Genomic DNA, 22,847 nt, shown 5'->3' on the forward strand with positions numbered 1-22,847 from the left:
TATGGAGAAGCTAGAAAATGAAATATTAAAGATAAGAGCGTTTTTTGATGCACATAATCGTATTAAATACTTTGAAGAGGTTAAAGTTGGAGAAAAATATATTATAGAATTTGAACTAAATCTTGAAACGTATATTTCACAAAATGAAACTACTGATATTTTTCGTTTTGAATTAGAAATTTCATCGAATAAACACAATAACGTCTTCGAAATATTTGTAAAAGATAAAACGAATGTACCTTTTCACCCACATTTTAAGAACTTCAAAATTATAAATAAGTGGTTTGTTAAGAGATCACAATGGATTGATTATGTAAAAAACAAGCATGATATTGTCACTTTTGTAAAAAGAATGATTCGTTCTTTACAATATCAAAAAGAATATATTAAGCCAAAATTCAGCGTTAATAAAAAAGCACGCGATTGGTATTTGATGTGCATTCATGAAGGTTCTGAAGACTTTCCAACAGATTCATTCTTCTCGAATCAGAAAGAGCGTTTAGAAATCCCTAAGGGTCAAGTTAAAAAGAAATTTGATGTACAAAAAAAGCAGACTCATCAAATTGTAAAAAAGATTAAAAAGTTTGACATTGTAGCTAACGAAAGTTACAATCCAACAGAAAAAATATTAGAAAATAATCGTTTTGAAATAGATCATAACTTAAAAACTCAAAACGAGAATATAAAATCTGACGCACTGTTGTACATATCCAACAATGCCAAGAAGGAAATATGGAAGCATATTCAATGGGGAAATCAAGAAACACAATCAAACAAAAAAGAGCAAGGAGGTATCTTACTCGGAAATGTCTTTTATGATACTGAAAAAAAAGTACAGTTTGGTGTTGTTGAAGAAGTAGTTGCCGGAACAAATGCTAGGGGTAGTTCTGTATATCTTGAAATGTCTCATGAAATTTGGGCACAAATGTTAAGTGATGCCGATAAAATCTTAGGAGAAAGGGAAGATGATCCACTACAAATTATCGGATGGTATCATACGCATCCCAATGGTTTAGATGTTTTTATGTCTGGAACAGATATGAATACTCAACGAAAATACTTCAATCAAGACTGGCACTATGCAATTATTTTCAATCCACACAAACAAATTTGGAAATCTTTTGTGGGAGAAAATGCACTAGAATGTAAAGGTTTTTTTCTTGAAGATGACGATTCAAATAGTCCAATCACTGAAAAGCCTACGGTACATAAAATTTCAAAAAAAAAAGTACTTCCATTTTCAATTTTAATAACACTAGTACTAGTTATTACAAGTGCTGGCATATTTCAGATATTCAAAAAAACTACGAAGAAGAGTGATGTTGTAGGGGAGCAAAATCTTTATAATGCTAGTGATTGTTTGCCTGTTGAGTGCTTATATCATTTGGAGCAAAACTGGAACGGCCTGAATGACTCTATTAGTAGCAATACTCTGAAAGAATAATATACTCAAATATAAGAATCCATAAGATATCATGAGTAATTCCATTATCATAAATAGAGTAAAACATCCTTCTATACTTGCAGATCATCGTGTAGATCCTGTGACAAAAAAGTTACTAAAAGTTGGCGATGAAGTATGTGTTTGTGCTGTATGTAAAACAGTATACTTAAAAGATGTTTGGAAAAATACAATGAAAGGGAAATGTTGCAAACAAACAAAAACATTATTATGCATTCCAAATACCGAATATGGTGTAAAAGAAACTCCGCCAGTGATAGAAAAAAGTTATAAAACTCATTTCTTGTTTTTTCTATTAGCTACATTTCTTTTTTTAGGACTTATTATATATTGGTATAATTTATATAATAATGAGCATATTCAAAAACAAAATCTATACTTCGATATTAAAAAATTAAGTGAAAAAAACAGAGATAAAAATAAAGAATATGGAAATAAAATAGATTCACTTGAAAAGGAAAATAATAATCTGAAAAATTCTAAAAAAAGTTTAGACTCGGTTCTAAATCGATTAAATAATATAAGTAAATCAACTTTCTGTATTGGAAAGAATATTCATGAAACGAATAGCGATAGTTATGATCAGAATTATTTAATGTTTCTAAAAACTTATGTTTCATTAAAAATTGATAATCTATATGTTAAGCCAAATCAAAATGATTATTTAATAATTGAACTATATAATGAATTCAATGTACTAATTGATTCCATAGAAGTTTATGTTAAAAGTAACATCGGGTGGAACAAAATTGATGTAAATTTTGAAATACCAAATCCTGGTGTATATTATTTAAAAAGAACAGGAAATGTACCTTTATTTTATGATAAAGTAAGTGGGAATTATGATTCATGTGTAGATAGTAATATAAAAATTTTAGGTTGTAGCAATTCAATAAACGAATATTATAAAAGGGAATACTATCAATATTACTATGATATCCATTATTCATTACTTACTGAGTAACAATACAATTATCCAAACCCACGCACTTCCACTGCACACATTTTACATATCTTTACAAAAGCATCAAAAAATAAAGATATGGCAACAAATAAACATGCTATTATACGTTATAATGCATTAGATAAATGTTTTAGTAATACAGGAAAACGATATTATATAGAAGATTTATTAGAAGCTTGTAACGAAGCGTTGTTTGAATTTGATCCAAAGTCAGACGGAATTAAAAAAAGACAATTATACGACGACATTCGATTTATGGAATCTTCACAAGGATTCTCTGCTCCGATAGAAAAAGTAAAAGATGGACGACGTACCTATCATAGATATGATGATTCATCATTTTCTATAAAAAATCAGCCATTAAATGATAACGAAGCCGATCAAATAAAATCTGCAATGTTGGTATTGAACAGATTTAAAGGGTTGCCGCAGTTTGAATGGATAAATGAACTTATTCCAAAACTTGATCAAACGTTTAAACTCTCTAATGAAAACCAAGAAATTATTGGGTTTGATACTAATAAATACTTAGTGGGAACAGAATATATTTCTCCTTTGTTCAAAGCCATTCAAAACAAACAAGCTTTAACGATTACTTATCAATCATTTAAAGCTAAAGAACCACAAGTATTACAATTTCATCCATGTTATTTAAAACAATATAACAACCGTTGGTTTTTATTCGGAAAAAGCGATGAATATGATGATGTAACAAATCTAGCGTTAGATAGAATAAAAAATATGGAACATGCTTCCATTGCCTATAATGACAACCAAATAATGAACTTCGAAGAGTATTTTGAAGATATCATAGGCGTGACAATGCCAAAAGATCAACCGTTGGAAAAAGTAGTTTTAAAAGTATCTTCTCAATTAACTCCTTACATAAAAACGAAACCTTTGCATGGCTCACAAAAACGAATAGCTGAAACTGATGAAAGTTTTACATTTTCCATAGAAGTCATTCCAAACTATGAACTAAAGAAAAAAATACTAAGTTTTGGAAAAGACATTGTTGTTGTAGAACCTTTTTTTTTACGAGAAGAAATAAAAGAAATTCTAAACAAATGTATAGAAAATTATAACTAGTGCAGAATCATTGCACATATAGAATATATCTTTGTGAAACAAGACAAGCTTAAAATAAAATTTGAATGGAGGATAAAAAATTTTTACAAATAGTAGCGGTACTAAGAACGCTCAAAAATACTTCTGATAGTAATCTATCAAAGATTGACGCGCTGATACTGGAATGTTTTTTACTAATACTGAAAAAAGAAAACATTTTACAAACTGGTATTATTAATTACAATTCCAACAGGATAGAAATTAAAGATACGATGAGTTCGTTGATAAAAAACGCTCTTCATTTCGAACTTGAGGAATTATATGAAAGTTACATTTACCATCTAATTAGTATTGTAAAAAAATATTACTTTTCTAGTTTAATTAGCATCATTACAAACATCCAGAATGATTTTATAGAAGAAAAAGGAACTGAATTGTTCGAATTCTTACTCGGTGAAACTGGCGGCTACAGAGATGCGTATGCAGATGCTCTACAGCCCCAAGAAGTCACTAAAATAATAAATCACTTCAAGCCAAAGAGAGCAAATTATAGCTATTATAATCCATTTGCAGGATTCGCTTCTCTAGCGATTGACTTACCCGATACAATAGAATATATTGGAGAAGAACTGAATATTGCAACTCAAGTACTGGCAAAACTACGCTTACTAATTCACGATAAACCTAGTAGTTTTATTCTTGAGCAAAAAGATAGTTTAGAAGATTCTTATGTCAATAGAAAGTATAATTTTATAGCCTTCAATCCTCCATTTAATCTAAAGTTTAAAAGAGATTTAGACTATCTATCTCATAAAAATAAATACTTTCTAAGAAATAATGCGAATGCGTATATCATATCAGAATGCTTCAAAAAGTTAAAAAAAGGGGGAAAAATGGTATTTGTAATGCCAAATGGTTTTTTGTACAGCAAAAATAAAAGAGAAAATGCGCTCAAGAAATTTTTAGTAGAGAATCAGTATCTGGAAACAATTATAGCGTTGCCTTCAAATATTTTAAACTTCTCATCAATTCCAGTAAATGTTATAGTATTAAACAAAGATGAATCTTCAGGGCAACATGTTCGCTTTATTGATGCTACTGAATTACATACAAAAGCGGACGGAAAAAGAAATGTGGTAAAAGTAGATAAAGTATTGTCTCTTATTGATAGTGATACTAAAAATCAATTGGTTCGTGATATCTCATTCCAAGAAATTGCTACAAATCAATACAACCTATCAGTAAATAGATATGTCTTTGAAGAACTTGAAATCTCAGAAGAAAATAAGGAGAGTCTAGTGCCCTTAAAGAAAATTTTAAAACGATTGCCAAGGGTAAAACCTAAACAACGAGAAGGAAGATTTATAAGGATAAGAGATTTATCTGATGATGAAACAAATCTTGCCAGATCGTTTGACGAATTAGAAGAAAGAGAATTAAAATCTAATGCAAATGTGCTAGTTGATAATTGTATATTATTGTCAACGTTGCATGCTAGTTTGAAACCAACTATATACAAAAAAGAAAAGCATCTGGTTTTTTATCCTAGACCAATGATTTTCGCAGCCACAGTAGATGAAGCTGTTGTTGATATAGAGTATCTAGTATTAGAATTGCAAAAAGAATATGTTTTAAAACAATTAAAAAGAAATAAAACTACAGGTGCAATACAGAAAATATCTATCAATGATTTACTAACTATCAATGTAGTACTTCCTAGTTTAGAAGAACAAAAAAGTAAAAAATTCGCTTACAAAGAAAAGATTGTTAGTAATAAACTAACGGAAGTAAAAGAACTAAAAGAAAGTTACGGAATTGATGTCGCTGATGAAAATAGTTTTCTACGTCACCAAATAGCAGGGCGACTCAAAAATATAAGAGGAGCGTTGAGCGCCGTACAACAAATTATAAAAGAACAGGTTGTCAAAGAGATGCCAGAAGTATTGTCATTGAAGCGTAATGAAAAACTACAACAAACGCTTGGAGGTTATTTGCAAATATTAGAAAGAGACATTACAGATATTAATAAAAGTGTTAATATCGCAGGACAAGAAATTGATCTTACAGCTATAAAATATTCAAAAATAGAAGTCCTAAAATTTCTAACTAACTATGTAGAGGAAATACAGGATCGTGACCATAATATTTTTGAAATTACATTAGATAAAGATCTTGAGTTATTAAAAGAAAGTGACGTTAAAGGAATATATATTGATGGAGATAAAGAATATCTGAGACGAATTTTTGACAATATAATTGAAAATGCAGAAAAACATGCATTTGAAAACCAATTAAATACGAATAACAAAATCAAAGTAGAGCTTCAATACGATTTTGAAAACCTCACATTACAAATAGACTTTACAAATAATGGAAACTCATTACCAAAAGATTTTACTTTAGAAGCTTATACCAGAAAAGGAAGTATGTTAGGGAAAAATGCGGGAAATGGACTAGGCGGCTGGCTTATAAATGAAGTTGTAAAAAAACACAAAGGGAAACTAAATATTACGGACAAAACTAGTGCTGAAATGCTGGAAAGTGAAGATATAACTACGATAGAAATAAAATTACCGATAACATTAAAAGAATAGCTATGTACAATATATTATGGTTCGATGACGAACATGAAACATTAGAAACAATAAAAGAAGATGCATTACTTGTAGATATTACACTTAACGGATGTAGTAATGCTGCTGATGGTTTAATAGAATTGAAAACCAATGAATATGATGCAATTATTCTAGATGGTTTATTTTATAAAAATGAAGATCATTCAGGCAATGCATTAAATGATGAAGCCTTTGGAGAAGTTGCCAAATACTTAGGAGAACAAAAAGCAAAAGGAATTACAATTCCTTGGTTTATATATTCAGGGCAACGTTCTTTTGTAAAAGATAAAAATAGTTTGGTGAATATATTTGCAGACACTTCCTTTGCAAATGGAAAAGTCTTTGATAAAAACATAGACGATGATTTTGAGGAACTATGCAAAGAAATTAAAAAAGCAGTAGATGCACTACCGCAAACACAAATAAAAAATGAATATGCTGATGTCTTTGAAATTTTTATATTAGGGTATTTACCAAATACGGTAAAAGAAAACCTAATAAATGTATTATTACAGCCATTACCAACAAATAACAATGAATTAAAAGCAATATTAACCAATATTCGTAGTATCCAAGAAAGTTGCTTTACAGCCATAGAAGCTAAAGGAATATTTACTAATGGGCTTAGAAGTTTTAAAAATAAAGTAAAGTACTTATCTGGAAATATAACTTGGGATGCTTCGCAAAATAAATTTGTGCCAACATCAACAGTCTATCAAACTCACGAAATTGAACTGCTGCAAAGTTGGCTATATCAGACATGTGGGAAATATATTCATCATACGCAAAATCAAGTGGATTACATGATTAGTAACTACAGTGTAGAAGCACTCAGAAATGGATTACTTGAAATTTTATTATGGTTCAAAAAGACAATGCAAGAGAATCCATAAGTATTAAAGTTTTAAAATACAAACTATGCTACAAATCGGTTGAAGGATTTTTTCCCGCAACCGATTTTTTCTGTAATAAATTCCCTATTTTGTTGCTCACGAGAAACAACGAATGCAACTACACTGCACAGGTGCTAAATATCTTTACATCAGTAAAATAAAAAAGCACAAGCAGTATGAAACTAAACGAAACAATGATCGCAGGAACGCTAAAAAGCACGATTGATAAAATCTGGAACGACTTCTGGACAGGCGGAATCTCCAATCCACTAACGGTAATAGAACAATTTACCTATCTTATCTTCTTACGCCAACTAGACAAACGTCAAGAACGTAGTGAGAGAAAAGAAAACCTTTTAGGAATTCCTTCAGAAAACCCAATCTATACGGAAAAACAACAGCCCTTACGTTGGAGTAGCTTCAAACAAAAGAATCCAGAAGAAATGTTTGATTTATTCACCAGACCGCAAAAAGATATTGACGACTTAACGGTTTTTGATTTCATGAAAAACATTGGTCAGCAAGGTGGCGTATTTGCAAAATACATGAAAGGCGCCATTTTCATGATTCAATCGCCAAAACTATTAGACAAAGTTGTACAGCAAATTGATAGTTTAGAATTAGATAACAAAGATGCAAAAGGCGATTTATACGAATACATGCTCAGTAAAATTGCGGAAGCAGGAACCAACGGACAATTCAGAACGCCGCGTCATATCATTCGGATGATGGTAGAAATCACGCAACCAAAACAAGACGATATTATCTGCGATCCAAGTTGTGGAACTGCGGGTTTTATGGTAGCAGCAGGATAATATATCTACGAAAAACATCAAGATTGGTTCAACAATCAGGAATTCAGAAAGCATTTCAACAATACGATGTTCAATGGTATTGAGTTTGACCCTACGATGTTGCGTATTGGTGCCATGAACATGCAATTACATGGTATGGATAATCCAACGTTAATAGGAAAAGATGCACTAAGTGAAAGTAACAGTAACATCAACGAAGCGTATTCATTAATCTTAGCCAATCCGCCATTTAAAGGTAGTTTGGACTATGATGAGGTAGAAAGTAGCTTGCTCAAAGTGACCAAAACCAAAAAAACAGAATTACTCTTCTTAGCACTCATGTTACGGATGTTAAAAACTGGCGGAAGAGCCGCCGTTATTGTACCCGATGGCGTATTATTTGGAAGCTCCAAAGCACACAAAAACATTCGGGAGCAATTGGTAGAAAAACAACAACTACAAGCGGTAATTTCAATGCCAAGCGGTGTTTTTAAACCCTATGCAGGTGTAAGTACGGCAATATTATTCTTTACAAAAACAAACTCTGGCGGTACGGATGATGTCTGGTTTTATGATATGAAAGAAGATGGTTTGAGTTTGGATGACAAACGCAACCTGAAAATTTCTGAAGAAGCATTTGCACAATGTTTTAGTGCTCCCGAAGCCATCGTAGCAGCAGTTCACGAAAAATGTAACATACCACAAATACTCATTGATGCACCAAAGCTGATCAATTTTGCAACAGAAAGTAAAGCAAAAAAAGCAAGCTTACGCAAACAATTCTCAGACCGTACACAACAATCATTCTTGGTGCCAAAACAAGAAATTATAGACAATGATTGGGATTTATCCATCAATAGATACAAAGAAATTGTATATGAAGAAATACAATATGATGCGCCAGAAGTTTTAATTCAGCAAATAAAAGATTTGGATACACAACGTACGGAAGCTTTGTCGAACCTAGAAAAGATGATTGGATAATGGAGTTAGTTGAATTAAATAAAATTTGTGATTTAAAAAATGGTTTTGCTTTTAAATCTAAAGATTATGTTGAAAAATCAAATACTTTAAGCTGTAGAATGAGTAGTATTCGACCAGGAGGAAACTTTGATTTAGATCACAACAAAAGATTTTTGCCAGATAATTTTTCTGAAATTTATTCTGATTATTTATTGAAAGATGGAGATATAGTTATAGCAATGACAGATTTGGCAGGAGATCCAAAAATACTGGGTGTTCCTACAATAGTAAAAACTGAGGGTAAATTTTTACTTCAAAATCAACGAGTAGGTAAATTAATTATAAAAAATGAAGATAGAGTGTTTATTCCTTTTCTGAAATATGCATTAAATAGACCTGAAAATAAAAGCTATTATAAAAAATTTGCTGGTGGAGGATTACAAATAAATGTTGGAAAGAAAGAAATTTTAAATAATAAAATCCCACTACCAAACTTAGCAACCCAAAAACGCATTGCAAACATATTAGACGAAGCTGACAAACTCTGCCAACTCAACAAAAAAATTATTGAAAAGTATGATACGCTTACACAGAGTTTGTTTTTAGAGATGTTTGGTGATCCCATTGAAAATCAAAAAAACTGGAAAGTAAACAGGTTAAAAGAAATTTCTATAAAAATTTTAAGTGGTAATACACCAAAAGGAGGAAGTAAAGTTTATGTGAAAAATGGAATTACATTTTTTAGAAGCCAGAATATTTGGAGAAATAGAATTGAGCTTGATGATGTTGTTTACATAAGTCAAGATATTCACAATAATATGCAGAAAAGTAGTTTGAAGAATGGAGATATCTTGATGACTAAAACAGGTCGAATCAATACGGAAAATAGTAGTTTAGGACGAGCTGCTATGTTCATGGGTAAGGATAATAGTGCAAATATTAATGGACACGTATATTTAATAAGACTTAAAGAAAATATCATTAATGAATTTGTTTTATTCATACTTACTACTTATAAGTATAGAGAATATATAAGAAGCGTATGTGTTGGAGGAATTGACAAAAGACAAATAAATAAAACACATTTAGAAGAGTTTCCTATAATTTCGCCACCACTAAAACTCCAAAACGAATTTGCCAAACGCATACAAATTATAGCACAACAAAAACAACAAGCACAAGAAGCCTTGCAAAAAAGTGAAGACTTATTCAATAGTTTATTGCAAAAAGCATTTAAAGGAGAATTAGTATAAACTAAGAATAGTAAAAGTTTTTTCCTACATTTATAAAGAATTTATCACAAACGAATGACATGAGTAATTTTACATTCTTACAGCAAGAGTTTCCAAAACTGTACGAAGCAGCAATGGAGGCAGAAAGCGATACGTTTTCTAAGCCAAAATTTGCTGCCTTGCAATGTAGAATTACCTTAGAATTTGCAATGGCTTGGTTGTATGACAACGACCCAGAATTGGAACGTCCGTACGACAGAACATTAAGTGGTTTGTTGCATCATTACCAATTCAGGAATACGATAGATGCCATCATGTTTCAAGAATTAAACTTGGTACGGCGTATAGGAAACAAAGCTGCACACGGTACAAAAACAACAAAACAAGAAGCACTTATTTGCCTGCGAAGTATTTTTCGGTTTACGACATTTATCAGTAAATATTACAGTGTTGCCAATCCTGAAATTCCAGCTTTTGAAGAAGCGTTCATTCCAACGGCAACGCAAACGATAAAAGACAATACAGCAAAAGAACTCAAAAGCATTGCTGAAAAAGCTACAAAACAATTAAAAGAATTACAGCTTCAAAAAGAAAGAGAAGCAGCACTTATTGCAGAAAATGAACTCTTAAAACGGCAACTAGAACAACAAAAACTAGCGTTTATAACACGCAAGCAACTACGAAAAGAAAGTATCAATGCCGCTGTTGAAATTCCAACACTAACACCAGAACAGGAAACTCGCAAACTATACATTGATATATTATTACACGAAGCTGGTTGGAAAGGCTTAAAAAAAGGAACAGACCTGGAGTTTAAAGTAACAGGAATGCCAGTAAGTACCAATCCTTCGGGTAAAGGTGCTGCCGATTATGTACTTTGGGGAAACAATGGATTGCCACTAGCAGTCATAGAAGCAAAACAAACCTTGGTTGATGCCCGAAAAGGAAAACAACAAGCGGTTTTATATGCGGATTGTTTGGAACAAATGACAGGACAACGTCCAATTATATTCTACTCCAATGGTTTTGAAACTTACATTTGGGATGATACGTTTTATACAGAACGTCAAATTCACGGATTCTATACTAAAGAAGAACTAAACTATCGTATAGAGCAGCGCAATAGTAGAAAAGACATTCGACAATTTCAAGTCAATACAGCGATTGTAGAACGACCGTATCAACTAGAAGCGATCAAACGTGTGGCTGAAACGTTGGTTGTCACGCACAAAGGAGATATAAAAGGAAAACACAGAGAAGCCTTATTAGTTATGGCAACAGGAAGTGGAAAAACTAGAACTTCCGCAGCCATTGTAGATATGTTAACAAAATGCAATTGGGCAAAACGAATCTTATTCCTAGCAGACAGAAATGCGTTGGTTACACAAGCTAAAAATGCGTTTAAAGAACACTTACCGCACTTAAGCGCGATAGATTTAACCAAAGAAAAAGATGATAACAAATCAAAGTTGGTGTTTTCAACGTATCCAACCATACTAAATAAAATAGATTTACTAAACGACACGGACGAGCGTTTTTTTGGTGTTGGTCATTTTGATGTTGTAATCATAGATGAAGCACATCGTTCTGTCTATCAAAAATACGGTGCTATATTCGATTATTTTGACGCTATTTTAATCGGATTAACTGCAACGCCTAAAAATGATATTGACCACAATACTTATAGCTTATTTGGAATAGAAGATGAAGACCCAACATTTGCGTATGAATTAACACAAGCGGTAGATGATGAATATTTGAATCCGCCAAAAGCGATAAAAGTACCTGTTAAGTTTGTCCGAGAAGGTGTCAAATACAAAGAACTATCAGAAGAAGACAAACGAAAATTTGAAGAGAAATTTGGAAACTATGAAGGAAATCCAGACAGCGAAGAAGCAGATATTTCTAAAAGTGATATCAATAAATTTCTATTCAATGAAAAAACGGTAGATATCGTCTTAGATTTTTTAATGACCAATGGAATTAAAGTCGATAGCGGAGACAAATTGGGAAAAACCATCATCTTTGCTAAAAATCATAATCATGCTATTTTTATAGAAAAACGATTCAATAAAAACTATCCGCAATATGGCGGTCATTTTCTAAGGGTAATTGATAACTATGAAAGCAAGGCACAAGCTTTATTAGAAAAATTTTGTGACGACAAAGAAGAATTATTACCACAAATAGCAGTTTCTGTAGACATGATGGATACTGGTGTGGACGCGCCAAGAGTTGTAAACTTGGTTTTCTTCAAAGAAGTACGATCGTATGCCAAATATTGGCAAATGATAGGTAGAGGAACACGGTTGCGTCCAGATTTATTTGGAATAAGAAAAGACAAAAAACACTTCTTAATATTTGATTTCTGTGGAAATTTTGAATTCTTTGATGAATTTCCAGACGGATTAAAAACAACAATTTCAAAATCGTTATCACAAAGTGTTTTTGAAACGAAACTGAATATAATTACTGCGATAAGAGACAATGTCAATGCTTCTGCTGAAGAAGATACTATTGCCGAAAACTATACAAATCAACTGTATGAAGCTATCAATGAATTAGATGAAACTCGATTTGAAGTTCGAAAAGTATTGCGTTTTGTAAAACAATACAAAGTCAAAACCCGATGGGACAATTTAACTGTTGGAGATGTAGCCGATATATGTACAAATCTATCAAATTTACCTGTGTATAAAGATGGCGATTCAGAATCTGCAAAACGTTTTGATTTGTTGGTGTTGCGTTTACAATTGGCATTAGTAACAACCGTTAAATCGCCTCAAAGCTATATTCAACAGATATATGATATTGGAATTACGTTGTATAAAAAGCGAAACATTCCAATGGTGGCTAGTAAATTAGGAATCATACAACAAATCATAGATCAAGATTTTTGGAAAGAAATAAATGTCACACAAATAGAACATATTAGAATAGAATTGCGAGAACTGATTTTTTTAATAAAAAAAGAAGGCGTCTTACCAGTATATACAAATATGGAAGACATTCTTTTAGAAGATGGCGTAGAAGAAGTTGATATTTTGCCGACATATACAAAACTTCAAAGTTATAAAGACAGAGTAGAATCTTTCATACGAAAAAATAAATCGCACTTAGTTATTGATAAATTACACAAAAACATACCAATTACAGATCGAGAACTAGCACTTTTAGAAAGTTTACTCTTTGAAGATGAAATAGGTTCAAAAGAACAATACAAAAGAGAGTATGGAGAGGTGTCACTAGGGAATTTTATACGATCTATTGTTGGCTTGGATATTGGAGTTGTGAATACCTTATTTAGCGAATACATTCAAAACGAAAATCTACAGCCAAATCAAATTACTTTTATTCAAACATTGATAAATTACTTAAATGTAAATGGAACCTTAGATAAATCATTATTGGTAAAACCACCTTTCAACGAAACACATGATGATGGTATTATTGGAATTTTTGATGATGAAAAAGACATACGAGGTATTATTTCTATTATAGATACGATTAATAGAAATGCAAACTAATTTCATAAAGTTTTATGGGACTATGGAGAAACCAAAAATTAAATCGTTGGAAGAAATACTTTTTACAAGCGAGTTAAATATTCCCAAATACCAACGACCTTACAAATGGAGTGCAAAAAACGTAAATCAATTACTAGATGATATTTTAGTACATAGTGATAAAATTGCGTATCGTTTAGGAACTCTAGTAGTACATCACGATTTGAAAAAAAAAGAACTCAATATAGTAGATGGTCAGCAACGTCTACTAACCTTGTCTTTAATAGCGTATGAATTATTGCAAACTGAAATTGCACCAAAACTTAAACGGTTTTCAGTTGAAAACTTAAGTATCTCAAATGTAAAGATTGATAATGAAGTTTCTATAAACAACCTCAAAAAAAATCAAGCAATCATAAAATCGCGCATTAAAGAATTCACAAGAGATACGATACTTTTTTTCTTTGAAAAATGTGAATTTGTGCACATCAAACTGAAGGATATTTCAGAAGCATTTCAATTTTTTGATTCGCAAAATACAAGAGGAAAAGACTTAGAACCACACGATTTATTAAAAGCCTATCACTTACGAAAAATGGTTGGTAATACGGAAGAGGAAAAAATACAATGTGTGACTAAATGGGAAGAAGTTTCAGACGAATTACATACAGTTTTTGTTCACTACTTATACAAAGTCCGTCAATGGTGCAAAGGGCGATCAGGTTTACACTTTAACAAAAACAAGATAGGAGTTTTTAAAGGAGTTTCTGTTGAAGATACCAATAACTATAATTTTGTACAGCCATACAGAATTAGTCATTACTTCACAGAAAAGTACAACAATGATATATACAGAAAAATTGATCTTTCGCATCGTGATTATCCGTTTCAAATAGATATGGTCATGTTAGACGGGAAACGATTTTTTGAATACGTACACTACTATGCCAATCTAATCCACAAAATTCAAAACGCTTATAATGATAAAGTATCGGATGAATCTATCTTAAGCAATCTAACAGAAGAAGAAAGCACGGCAAAGGAAATTTTTAATCTTTTACGAACCTATCATGGCAGAAACAGAACAGGTGATTTGTATGTAAAAAACATCTTTGATTGCTGCATATTATACTATGTAGACAAATTTGGAGACCATAAATTAGAGGAAGCCATTGTGAAATTTTTTCTTTGGTCTTTTACACCAAGGTTAGAAAAACGGGCTGTTAAAGAAGTGACAGCAGACAATCATGGAAAAGCATACAATGGATTTTTTAGAACGATTCGTGAAGCAGTACACACAAATGACATAATACACAAGTCATTAGATTTGGTGAATTATGTAGGAAATGATAAAGCAGTTAAAAACTTAGGAAGCATTGTTAAGATGTTTACCGAGCTTAAAGCGATACGAACAAATGGATAGAGAACCTGTAGCATTTAATTTAAAGGGAATTTTTGAAGACAATTATATCATTCCGCTGTATCAAAGAAACTATGCTTGGCAAGAGCGTGAAGTAGCACAATTAATACAAGATATATGGGATTCGGGAATATCTGAGGAATCTAAAAACTACTACATTGGAACCTTGGTAGTACATAAACGTGAGGTTCATGGAAAGCCTTTATATGAAGTAATTGATGGGCAGCAACGGTTAACTACTTTAAATATCTTATTAAGCGTATTAAAAAATGAGTTTGAGGAAAATATTACTACTAGATTCGAATCAAAATTAAAGTTTGACAGCAGAACTATTTCTTCCAATACTCTAAAAATCTTAGCTGATAATCATGAAAAACCTTCTGAAAAAGAAAATTCCAAAATGCGTCAAGCGTATTTAGACATGTCAAAGAAAATTGCTGAACTTTATGCAGGAAACAAAGTAGCACTACAAAATTTCAAAGAATATTTATTTGATAAAGTACAATTGTTACGAGTTGAAGTTCCAGAAGATACAGATTTGAATCACTATTTTGAAATCATGAACAATCGCGGCGAACAGTTAGAAAAACATGAAATCTTAAAAGCAGAATTACTAGAACCTTTACAAAACGATGTAGATGCTACGAATGCTTTTTCAATGATTTGGGATGCTTGCGCCAACATGGAACGTTATGTGCAATATGGTTTTGAAAGTGACATAAGAAAAGATGTATTTGGAAAATCGTGGGATAAACTTCCAAAAAATTTTGAGTGCGTCATTGAAGCTATAAAAAAAGAACAAAAAGATAAAGAGGATACAAAAAATGAAAACGAATCCTTTTCGTTTTTAGAATTAGCTCAAAAGGATGAGATAACGTATAAGAATGAAACTTCCAAGGGAGAAAAAGAAATACGTTTCAACGCTGTGGTAACGTTTCCCAATTTCTTGTTGCACGTACTGCGTGTTTATGTAAACTATCACATAGATGAAAATGATATTCCATTAGATGACAAACGATTACTAACTACTTTTAAAGCAGTTATAGATAAAGAAAAGGATAAGGAACAATTTGTCAAAGACTTTTCCTTGTGTTTGTTACAGTGTAAATTTTTGTTTGATAAATATGTGCTAAAAAGAGAATTTAAAGACAATCAAGAACATTGGAGTTTACAAAAAATCAAATTAGATTCTCAAAAGAAACCCTATTATAAAAAGACGTTTGATTCAGATCAGCCAATCATGTTATTGTCTATGTTTCATGTGTCATTTCCTCAAATGATCTACAAACATTGGTTAAATGGTGTATTAAATTATTTATACACAAGTTATGATGAAGGTATATATGAAGATGAATATATTGAGTTTTTAGAAGTAATGAGTGATGCTTTTTACTTTGATCGATTTGGTGAAAATGAGTTGTCATACTTTGATATTATTTACAAAAATTCATGTAAACCTATTCATAGAGTAATCAATGAGAAACATCTACATATAGGAACAAAAGTTCAGAATTTTATCTTCAATCGACTTGATTACTTGTTATGGAAATCAGAAGTTATATCAGAAGAAAAATTATATAATATTAAAAATATTAATTCTTTTAGTTTCTCTTTCAGAAGTTCTGTTGAACATTTTTATCCTCAAAATCCCAAACCTGGAGCAGATCTAAAGACATTCTCTAAAGACTATTTAGATAGATTTGGAAATTTATGTTTGATTAGTAGAAATAAAAATTCAGCGCTCAGTAATTATTCTCCAATTGCTAAAGCAGAACATTATACTAATTCATCAATCATTGAAAGTTTAAAGCAGCGTTTAATGATGAATGATAGTAATAACTGGGATGAAACTGCTTTTACTAAGCATGAAAATAAAATGATAAAATTACTGAATACAAATACATTTGAGTAAATATCTTCGTAATCCTTTTTATTGTGGAATTATTGTAAGTCCATTACTTCCCGACGAGATTATAGAAGGAAAACAAGAACCACTAGTTTCGAGAGAAGTATTCTTAAAAATCAATAATCTTTTACAATCAAGAAAGGATGTAAGGAAATATAATTCAGAAGATGAAAATCTACCATTAAAAACGTTTGTACGTTCTTTATCGTGTGATACTCCATATACAGGTTATATTGTAAGATTAAAAGATTTATATTATTACAAGAATAGAAGAAAAGGAAGCAAAGAAAATAGAAGTGCTAAAAAGATGCATCAGACATTTTTAGAATTTTTAAGGAGCTTTCAATTATCAGATAGTAAATATATTGAACCACTAAAAGAAATCATAGAAGAGAAGTTTATAGAACTTAATGCTGAAAAAATAGAAGATGCAAAAAATGCTAAAAATCAATTAAATGCTATTCAGCGAAAAATAGATCGTTTAGAAGAGCGCTTTGTATTTGAAGAAATATCAAAACCTCAATTTCAAAAGTTTAATGAAAAATTGAAAGTGGAAAAAAAGAGAATTAGAGAAACTTTGTTCAAAAAACAAATTCAATAGTTCGAACCTTAAAAAAGCGATTGAAAAGGCATTAGAATTTGCGCTTAATCTACCGTCATTATGGGCTTCGGGTACTATTGAAGTAAAAAGAGCAATTCAATATATGTTATTTCCAGAAGGAATTAGGTATGACTTTAAAAGTCATCAATTTCGAACTTTTCGAATCAATTCTATATTTTCAGCAATCTCAAGTATATCAAGGGATTTGATGGAAATAAAAAAGAGAATTACCATAATTTTTATGATAATTCTCTCGAAGTGGAGTCGGAGAGAATCGAACTCTCGTCCAAACAAGCAATTCAAATGCTTTCTACACGCTTAGTTTTTGTTTCATTGTCGATTAGCAGCTGACCAAAAACCGCCCACTACTAACTTAGCTTTTTTAGTTGAAAAACTGTGGCAAAGCTACACAGTTTCGATGTTGATTTTTATGGTATCTCAAAATCGGTCGCCATCAACAAGGGCTACCGGGAGATATTTAGCTTTTCCGTCTTACGGAAACTAAGGCAAATCTTACTATGATTCAGATTACGCAGCTAAAGCGTAGTTATTCTCGCCATTTAAAAAGTGTGAAATATGAGATTTACGAGCTGTATCCCAGCGCTCGACGTGCTTACACTTCAATTCGACTCGCTGTCAAAACCAGTCGACCCCAAAATGTTTCAGAACTTTTACGTTTAATCGTAAAAAGGATGACAAAAATAACACAAATTTTAATAGTTTTGTGTGTTTTGTTCCAAATACAATACATACTAAGCAAAAAATATACCAAACTAAGCTATGTCAGTCCCTAGTACTACTGATGTTTTAAATAAAAATACCATGAAATTTGCCATCATTAAAGAACGTAAAAATCCACCTGATAGACGAGTTGTTTTCTCTCCTGAAAAGTTAGTTGAAGCAAAAACACAATTTCCAGAAGCGACCTTCAAAGTAGAAAGTTCAGATATTCGTGTGTTTGCTGATAACGCTTACGCGGGAAAAGGATTTGAAGTCACTGATGATGTGTCTGATTGCGATGTAATGATTGGCGTAAAAGAAGTGCCGATTGACCACTTGATTCCGAATAAAAAGTACTTTTTCTTTTCGCATACGATTAAAAAACAACCGTACAATCGCAAGTTGTTACAAGCAATATTGGCTAAAAATATTGAAATGTACGACCATGAGGTCATTACCAAAGCCAATGGTGGTCGCTTGATTGGTTTCGGGCGTTATGCAGGTTTAGTAGGTGCTTACAATGGTTTTCGTGCGCTCGGATTACGCGACGGATTGTTCAAGCTACCAAAAGTAGAAACGCTTGCCGATTTGGATGCTGTAAAAAAAGAATTAGATAAAATCACCATTCCAAACATCAAAATCGTCCTTTCCGGAACAGGAAAAGTTGCGTACGGCGCCAAAGAAATTTTAGACCATTTGGGCATCAAAGAAGTCAGTGATGCTGTGTATTTAACTGCGGAGTTTTCAGAACCTGTATATTGTATGATAGATGTTATTGAATATAATGTACGAAAAGATGGAAAAGTAGGCGATAAGTTTGCGTTTTACAAAGATCCTTCTGGCTATAAAAGTAACTTTATGGCGTATGCCAAAGTGTCTGACTTTTTTATTGCAGGACATTTTTACGGCGATGGTGCTCCGTATCTATTCACACGAGAAGATGCCAAACATCCCGATTTTAAAATCAACTTAGTAGCTGATATTTCTTGCGATATTGATGGTCCTGTGGCAAGTACCATTCGTCCTTCGACTATTGCGGAACCTTTTTATGGATACGACCCACAAACAGAAACTGAAGTAGCTTTTGATGCCGAAAATGCCATCACTGTCATGGCGGTTGACAACTTACCTTGCGAATTGCCCAAAGATGCTAGCGAAGGTTTTGGAGATATGTTTTTAAAATATGTCATTCCAGCATTTTACAATGGTGATAGAGACCGAATTTTGGCGCGCGCAAAAATGACAACTTCAGACGGTAAACTCACCAAACGCTATGCATATCTGCAAGATTATGTGGATGAAAAATAGTCTTTTCTGTTGAAAATCAACATGAGATAAAGAAAGTAATGTAGGGAATTGATTGGTTAAATTGTTATCTTTATAAACCAACCATTCAAAAACTGATGAAAAAATCATTACAATTCCTATGTTGCTTGCTATTATTGTGTACATTTTCCTGTGAAAATGATGATAATATCATACCGCAACAAGTTGCTGAAGAAGAACAACCCGTAATTCCAATTAACTTTGAAGAAAACTTTGGAACTTCAGTCACAGCGCGTTTTTTAGGACGTGTTGTAGATGAAGACAACACTCCAATTGCGGGCGTTACCATTAAAATTGGAACGACCACCACCACAACAGATTTATTTGGAATGTTTTCTGCATCAAGCTCGGAAGTATTTGAAAAATTTGCCTATCTCACCGCAGAAAAAACTGGATTTATCAAAGGTTCCAGGGCATTAATTCCATCCACAACCGATGTCAACCGCGTAGAAATCATGTTACTCAAAGAAGATGTCATTGCCACAATTGCTTCTGGAGAAACTGCCATGGTCAATCTCAGCAATGGTACAGAAGTGTCTTTTAGTGGAAATTACATGCGAGAAGATGGCTCTACTTACAATGGATCAGTAGAAGTTGTCCTAAAACATTTAAGTCCAGAAAACGATAATATGGAAGCCATGATGCCAGGAATGCTCTTTGCGCAAGATGAAAGTGGCGGCGCAGTAACTTTAGAAACCTACGGTATGATTGCTGTAGAATTGATGGGAAGTACAGGCGAAAAATTACAACTATCTGACGGAAGTACATCACAAATCACCATGCCAATTCCAGCCAATACAGTAAATCCACCAGCAACCATTCCTTTATGGCATTTTGATGAAACCTTAGGATATTGGGTGGAAGAAGGCGAAGCAACACTGCAAGGAAACATGTATGTGGGCGAAGTAAGTCACTTTTCTTTTTGGAATTACGACTATCCGTATCCGTCTGTTTTGTTATGTATCAAATTAATTGACGAACTCGGAAGACCTTTAGCTTACTCACCGCTAGATTTATATTCTTCTTTACTAAATAGTACAGGAACCTACGGATTTACCAATGCCAACGGTGAAGAATGTGGTTTAGTGCCAGCAGGAGAAGAACTAACAGTTACCGTTCCAAATCCGTTGTGTCCAGGCGAACCATTTACAACGACAATCGGACCTTTTACAACAGATACAGACATTACACTCACAGTACCAGCAGGTCAAAATACCTCAACCATTCAAGGAACATTTGTCAACTGTAGTGGTGAAAATGTGACGGATGGATACATTCAGTTATTCATCAATGGAAACTCTGAAATCATTCCGGTAACGGATGGAACAATTAATTATACAATTACGTATTGTGACGATATTGACTATTCCTTAAAAGGTGTAGATATTATCAATAATCAAATTACAGATATTATTACTGGAACGTTAGATGGCACTGAAATCATTGACTTGGGTGCACTAAGTTCATGTACAGGATTTGAAGATACGGACGGCGACGGTGTTTTTGATACGTTTGAAGATGTAAACGGCGATAACAATCTCGACAACGATGATACAGATGATGATGGCATCCCAAATTATCAAGATGCAGACGATGACGGCGATGGTGTCAATACTGCTGATGAAGATTACGACGGAGATAACGACCCAACAAATGAAGACAGTGATGGCGACGGAACTCCTGATTATTTAGATGCAGAAGATGTATTGGTGTTTTCAACAGAAGCACAAGGAGTAGGCTGTGATCCTATCGAGTTTAACTTAGATGAAATAGCAGCGACTGACGGAAATGATTTACATACCTACGCTTTTTACCTTACCGAAGCTGATGCTGCGGCAGAATCAAGTCCGTTAAGTTCTCCTTTCGGAGTATCTATAGCAGACTTAACAAGCAACACACAGCAAATATTTGTAGTTGCTACTAACATAACTTCAGGGCAAACCGCTATTGGCGAAGTTTATTTATATTGGAGTTATGAAGATGCTGATGGTGACGGATTGACCGATTGTGAAGAAATCACAGGAATTGACAATCCAAGCACGAATTTAGTACCAAACGGTACCAGTGATCCAAACGACCCGAACGATCCAAATCCGCAACCTGTAGCTACGTTGAGTATTACAAGTATAACGGTAAATGAAGATGTTGGAACTGCTACAGTTCCTGTAACTTTAGACGTTCCAAGCGATGTAGATACGGTGGTAGGAGTTTCCACTTCTGGCGGAACAGCCACACAAAATTTAGATTATACAACAACGGTACAAACACTAACCATTCCTGCAGGACAAGTTTCAGCATCATTTACAGTGCCTATCATTGACGATACAGATGTGGAACAAGCAGAAAGCGTTATTGTTACCGGAGTTATTACGGCAGGAAATCTTTTAAACCAGCCAGGCGATCCGCTAACGGCAACGATCACTATTGCAGATAACGAAGTTGGTGTTACATTTTCACTGCAAAGTACCAGTGTAGCAGAAGATAATGGCGTTGCAGTAGTTCCTGTCACATTAGGGAATCCGTCAAATGTAGACACTGTCATTAGTATTGCCACTTCTGGTGGAACAGCTTCAGAGAATTTGGATTACACAGCAACCGTACAAACACTCACCATTCCTGCGGGACAAGTTTCAGGAAGTATCACCATACCAATTATTGACGATTCGGAAAGCGAAGGCGACGAAACAATTATTGTTATTGGAAATGCAGCATCCACAAACGTAACCAATCAGCAATCGCAAGCAACAGTTATCATTGTAGATGATGATATTTCAAACTACCCAACATCTGGGACTATAAGCGGATGTGATGATGGCACTGGTTTTAATACGTTTGATGTAACGTCAATGGATGTTTACTTTTTAAATGGCAATACGAATGCTACCATAAGTTATCATGCAACGACAGCAGATGCACAAAATGATTCAAATCCTCTTCCTATGCTGTATCAAGCTCAAAATGGAGATATCATCTATGTGCGAATTTCAGAAACTTCTGGATTCTTTCAAATATCCACATTGCAATGTATAGTGAACCCAACACCAATAGCAGTAGGGAATTTAGCCATAATTGAATGTGATGGAAATGCAGATGGTTTTGCTACGTTTAGTCCTGCTCAGCTCGAGCCAGATATTATTCAAGCACAGGCTGGACTTACAGTAACGTATTATGAAACTCAAGCAGATGCTGACAGTGCAGTAAATGCGATACCTGCAAACAGTTATACAAATATTGTTGTAAGTTTTCAAACCATTTTCTATCGCATAGAAGACCCTACAACAGGATGCTATTCAACAGGAACTATTGATTTGATTGTAGATTCTGGTTGTTAATTAATTGAAAGTAAAAAACACACCTTTCTATGTCAGTTAGATGTT

12 protein-coding genes, 1 other RNA gene and 1 pseudogene are annotated in these 22,847 nt (G+C 33.0%); 13 read left to right on the forward strand and 1 reads right to left on the reverse strand.

Annotation, left to right across the window (positions count from 1 at the left end):
• Position 1: 1 nt before the first annotated feature.
• The 11 genes and pseudogenes from C8N46_RS12405 to C8N46_RS12455 all read left to right on the forward strand — a co-directional run bounded on the left by C8N46_RS12405 (position 2) and on the right by C8N46_RS12455 (position 17,424).
• Positions 2-1,444, forward strand: coding sequence for a Mov34/MPN/PAD-1 family protein (locus tag C8N46_RS12405; RefSeq protein ID WP_108115218.1), 1,443 nt, complete (start codon positions 2-4; stop codon positions 1,442-1,444).
• A gap of 31 nt (positions 1,445-1,475) precedes the next feature.
• Positions 1,476-2,426 (forward strand): hypothetical protein, encoded by a 951-nt coding sequence (locus C8N46_RS12410; RefSeq protein WP_108115219.1) that lies wholly within the window; start codon positions 1,476-1,478, stop codon positions 2,424-2,426.
• A gap of 78 nt (positions 2,427-2,504) precedes the next feature.
• Positions 2,505-3,515: a helix-turn-helix transcriptional regulator gene (locus C8N46_RS12415; RefSeq protein WP_108115220.1), complete on the forward strand. Its 1,011-nt coding sequence runs from the start codon at positions 2,505-2,507 to the stop codon at positions 3,513-3,515.
• A gap of 65 nt (positions 3,516-3,580) precedes the next feature.
• On the forward strand, positions 3,581-6,088 hold the full coding sequence (locus C8N46_RS12420) for an N-6 DNA methylase (RefSeq protein ID WP_108115221.1): 2,508 nt from the start codon (positions 3,581-3,583) through the stop codon (positions 6,086-6,088).
• Between the two features lie 2 nt (positions 6,089-6,090).
• Positions 6,091-7,002: a response regulator gene (locus tag C8N46_RS12425; protein WP_108115222.1), complete on the forward strand. Its 912-nt coding sequence runs from the start codon at positions 6,091-6,093 to the stop codon at positions 7,000-7,002.
• A gap of 194 nt (positions 7,003-7,196) precedes the next feature.
• Positions 7,197-8,780 (forward strand): annotated as a pseudogene (locus C8N46_RS12430) (type I restriction-modification system subunit M).
• Positions 8,780-10,012, forward strand: a complete 1,233-nt coding sequence (locus C8N46_RS12435; protein ID WP_108115223.1) for a restriction endonuclease subunit S — start codon at positions 8,780-8,782, stop codon at positions 10,010-10,012. Before C8N46_RS12430 ends, C8N46_RS12435 begins: the two are co-directional and overlap by 1 nt.
• A 59-nt stretch (positions 10,013-10,071) precedes the next feature.
• Complete coding sequence (locus tag C8N46_RS12440) at positions 10,072-13,518, forward strand: DEAD/DEAH box helicase family protein (RefSeq protein WP_108115224.1); 3,447 nt, start codon at positions 10,072-10,074, stop codon at positions 13,516-13,518.
• A 22-nt stretch (positions 13,519-13,540) separates the two neighbouring features.
• Positions 13,541-14,920, forward strand: a complete 1,380-nt coding sequence (locus C8N46_RS12445; RefSeq protein ID WP_158269140.1) for a DUF262 domain-containing protein — start codon at positions 13,541-13,543, stop codon at positions 14,918-14,920.
• Positions 14,913-16,829, forward strand: a complete 1,917-nt coding sequence (locus C8N46_RS12450; RefSeq protein ID WP_108115226.1) for a DUF262 domain-containing protein — start codon at positions 14,913-14,915, stop codon at positions 16,827-16,829. The genes C8N46_RS12445 and C8N46_RS12450 overlap by 8 nt, the downstream gene beginning before the upstream one ends.
• On the forward strand, positions 16,822-17,424 hold the full coding sequence (locus C8N46_RS12455) for a hypothetical protein (RefSeq protein WP_108115227.1): 603 nt from the start codon (positions 16,822-16,824) through the stop codon (positions 17,422-17,424). Before C8N46_RS12450 ends, C8N46_RS12455 begins: the two co-directional genes overlap by 8 nt.
• A 256-nt stretch (positions 17,425-17,680) precedes the next feature.
• Here the strand turns inward: C8N46_RS12455 and ssrA are convergent.
• Positions 17,681-18,078, reverse strand: a transfer-messenger RNA (tmRNA) gene (ssrA, locus tag C8N46_RS12460).
• Between the two features lie 168 nt (positions 18,079-18,246).
• Between ssrA and C8N46_RS12465 the strand changes: the two genes are divergently transcribed.
• Both C8N46_RS12465 and C8N46_RS12470 read left to right on the forward strand, forming a co-directional pair.
• A complete protein-coding gene (locus tag C8N46_RS12465) occupies positions 18,247-19,452 on the forward strand; it encodes an NAD(P)-dependent oxidoreductase (protein ID WP_108115228.1) in 1,206 nt (401 codons plus the stop codon).
• Positions 19,453-19,547: 95 nt separating this feature from the next.
• Positions 19,548-22,802 (forward strand): Calx-beta domain-containing protein, encoded by a 3,255-nt coding sequence (locus C8N46_RS12470; RefSeq protein WP_108115229.1) that lies wholly within the window; start codon positions 19,548-19,550, stop codon positions 22,800-22,802.
• Positions 22,803-22,847: the final 45 nt, after the last annotated feature.

It is taken from the genome of Kordia periserrulae, from assembly GCF_003054265.1.
GTDB lineage: Bacteria > Bacteroidota > Bacteroidia > Flavobacteriales > Flavobacteriaceae > Kordia > Kordia periserrulae.

Excerpts from the sequence above, each read along its gene's own strand:
- C8N46_RS12405 (WP_108115218.1), top strand. The coding sequence starts at position 2 with ATGGAGAAGCTAGAAAATGAAATATTAAAGATAAGAGCGTTTTTTGAT.
- C8N46_RS12410 (WP_108115219.1), top strand. The coding sequence starts at position 1,476 with ATGAGTAATTCCATTATCATAAATAGAGTAAAACATCCTTCTATACTT.
- C8N46_RS12415 (WP_108115220.1), top strand. The coding sequence starts at position 2,505 with ATGGCAACAAATAAACATGCTATTATACGTTATAATGCATTAGATAAA.
- C8N46_RS12420 (WP_108115221.1), top strand. The coding sequence starts at position 3,581 with ATGGAGGATAAAAAATTTTTACAAATAGTAGCGGTACTAAGAACGCTC.
- C8N46_RS12425 (WP_108115222.1), top strand. The coding sequence starts at position 6,091 with ATGTACAATATATTATGGTTCGATGACGAACATGAAACATTAGAAACA.
- C8N46_RS12435 (WP_108115223.1), top strand. The coding sequence starts at position 8,780 with ATGGAGTTAGTTGAATTAAATAAAATTTGTGATTTAAAAAATGGTTTT.
- C8N46_RS12440 (WP_108115224.1), top strand. The coding sequence starts at position 10,072 with ATGAGTAATTTTACATTCTTACAGCAAGAGTTTCCAAAACTGTACGAA.
- C8N46_RS12445 (WP_158269140.1), top strand. The coding sequence starts at position 13,541 with ATGGAGAAACCAAAAATTAAATCGTTGGAAGAAATACTTTTTACAAGC.
- C8N46_RS12450 (WP_108115226.1), top strand. The coding sequence starts at position 14,913 with ATGGATAGAGAACCTGTAGCATTTAATTTAAAGGGAATTTTTGAAGAC.
- C8N46_RS12465 (WP_108115228.1), top strand. The coding sequence starts at position 18,247 with ATGAAATTTGCCATCATTAAAGAACGTAAAAATCCACCTGATAGACGA.
- C8N46_RS12470 (WP_108115229.1), top strand. The coding sequence starts at position 19,548 with ATGAAAAAATCATTACAATTCCTATGTTGCTTGCTATTATTGTGTACA.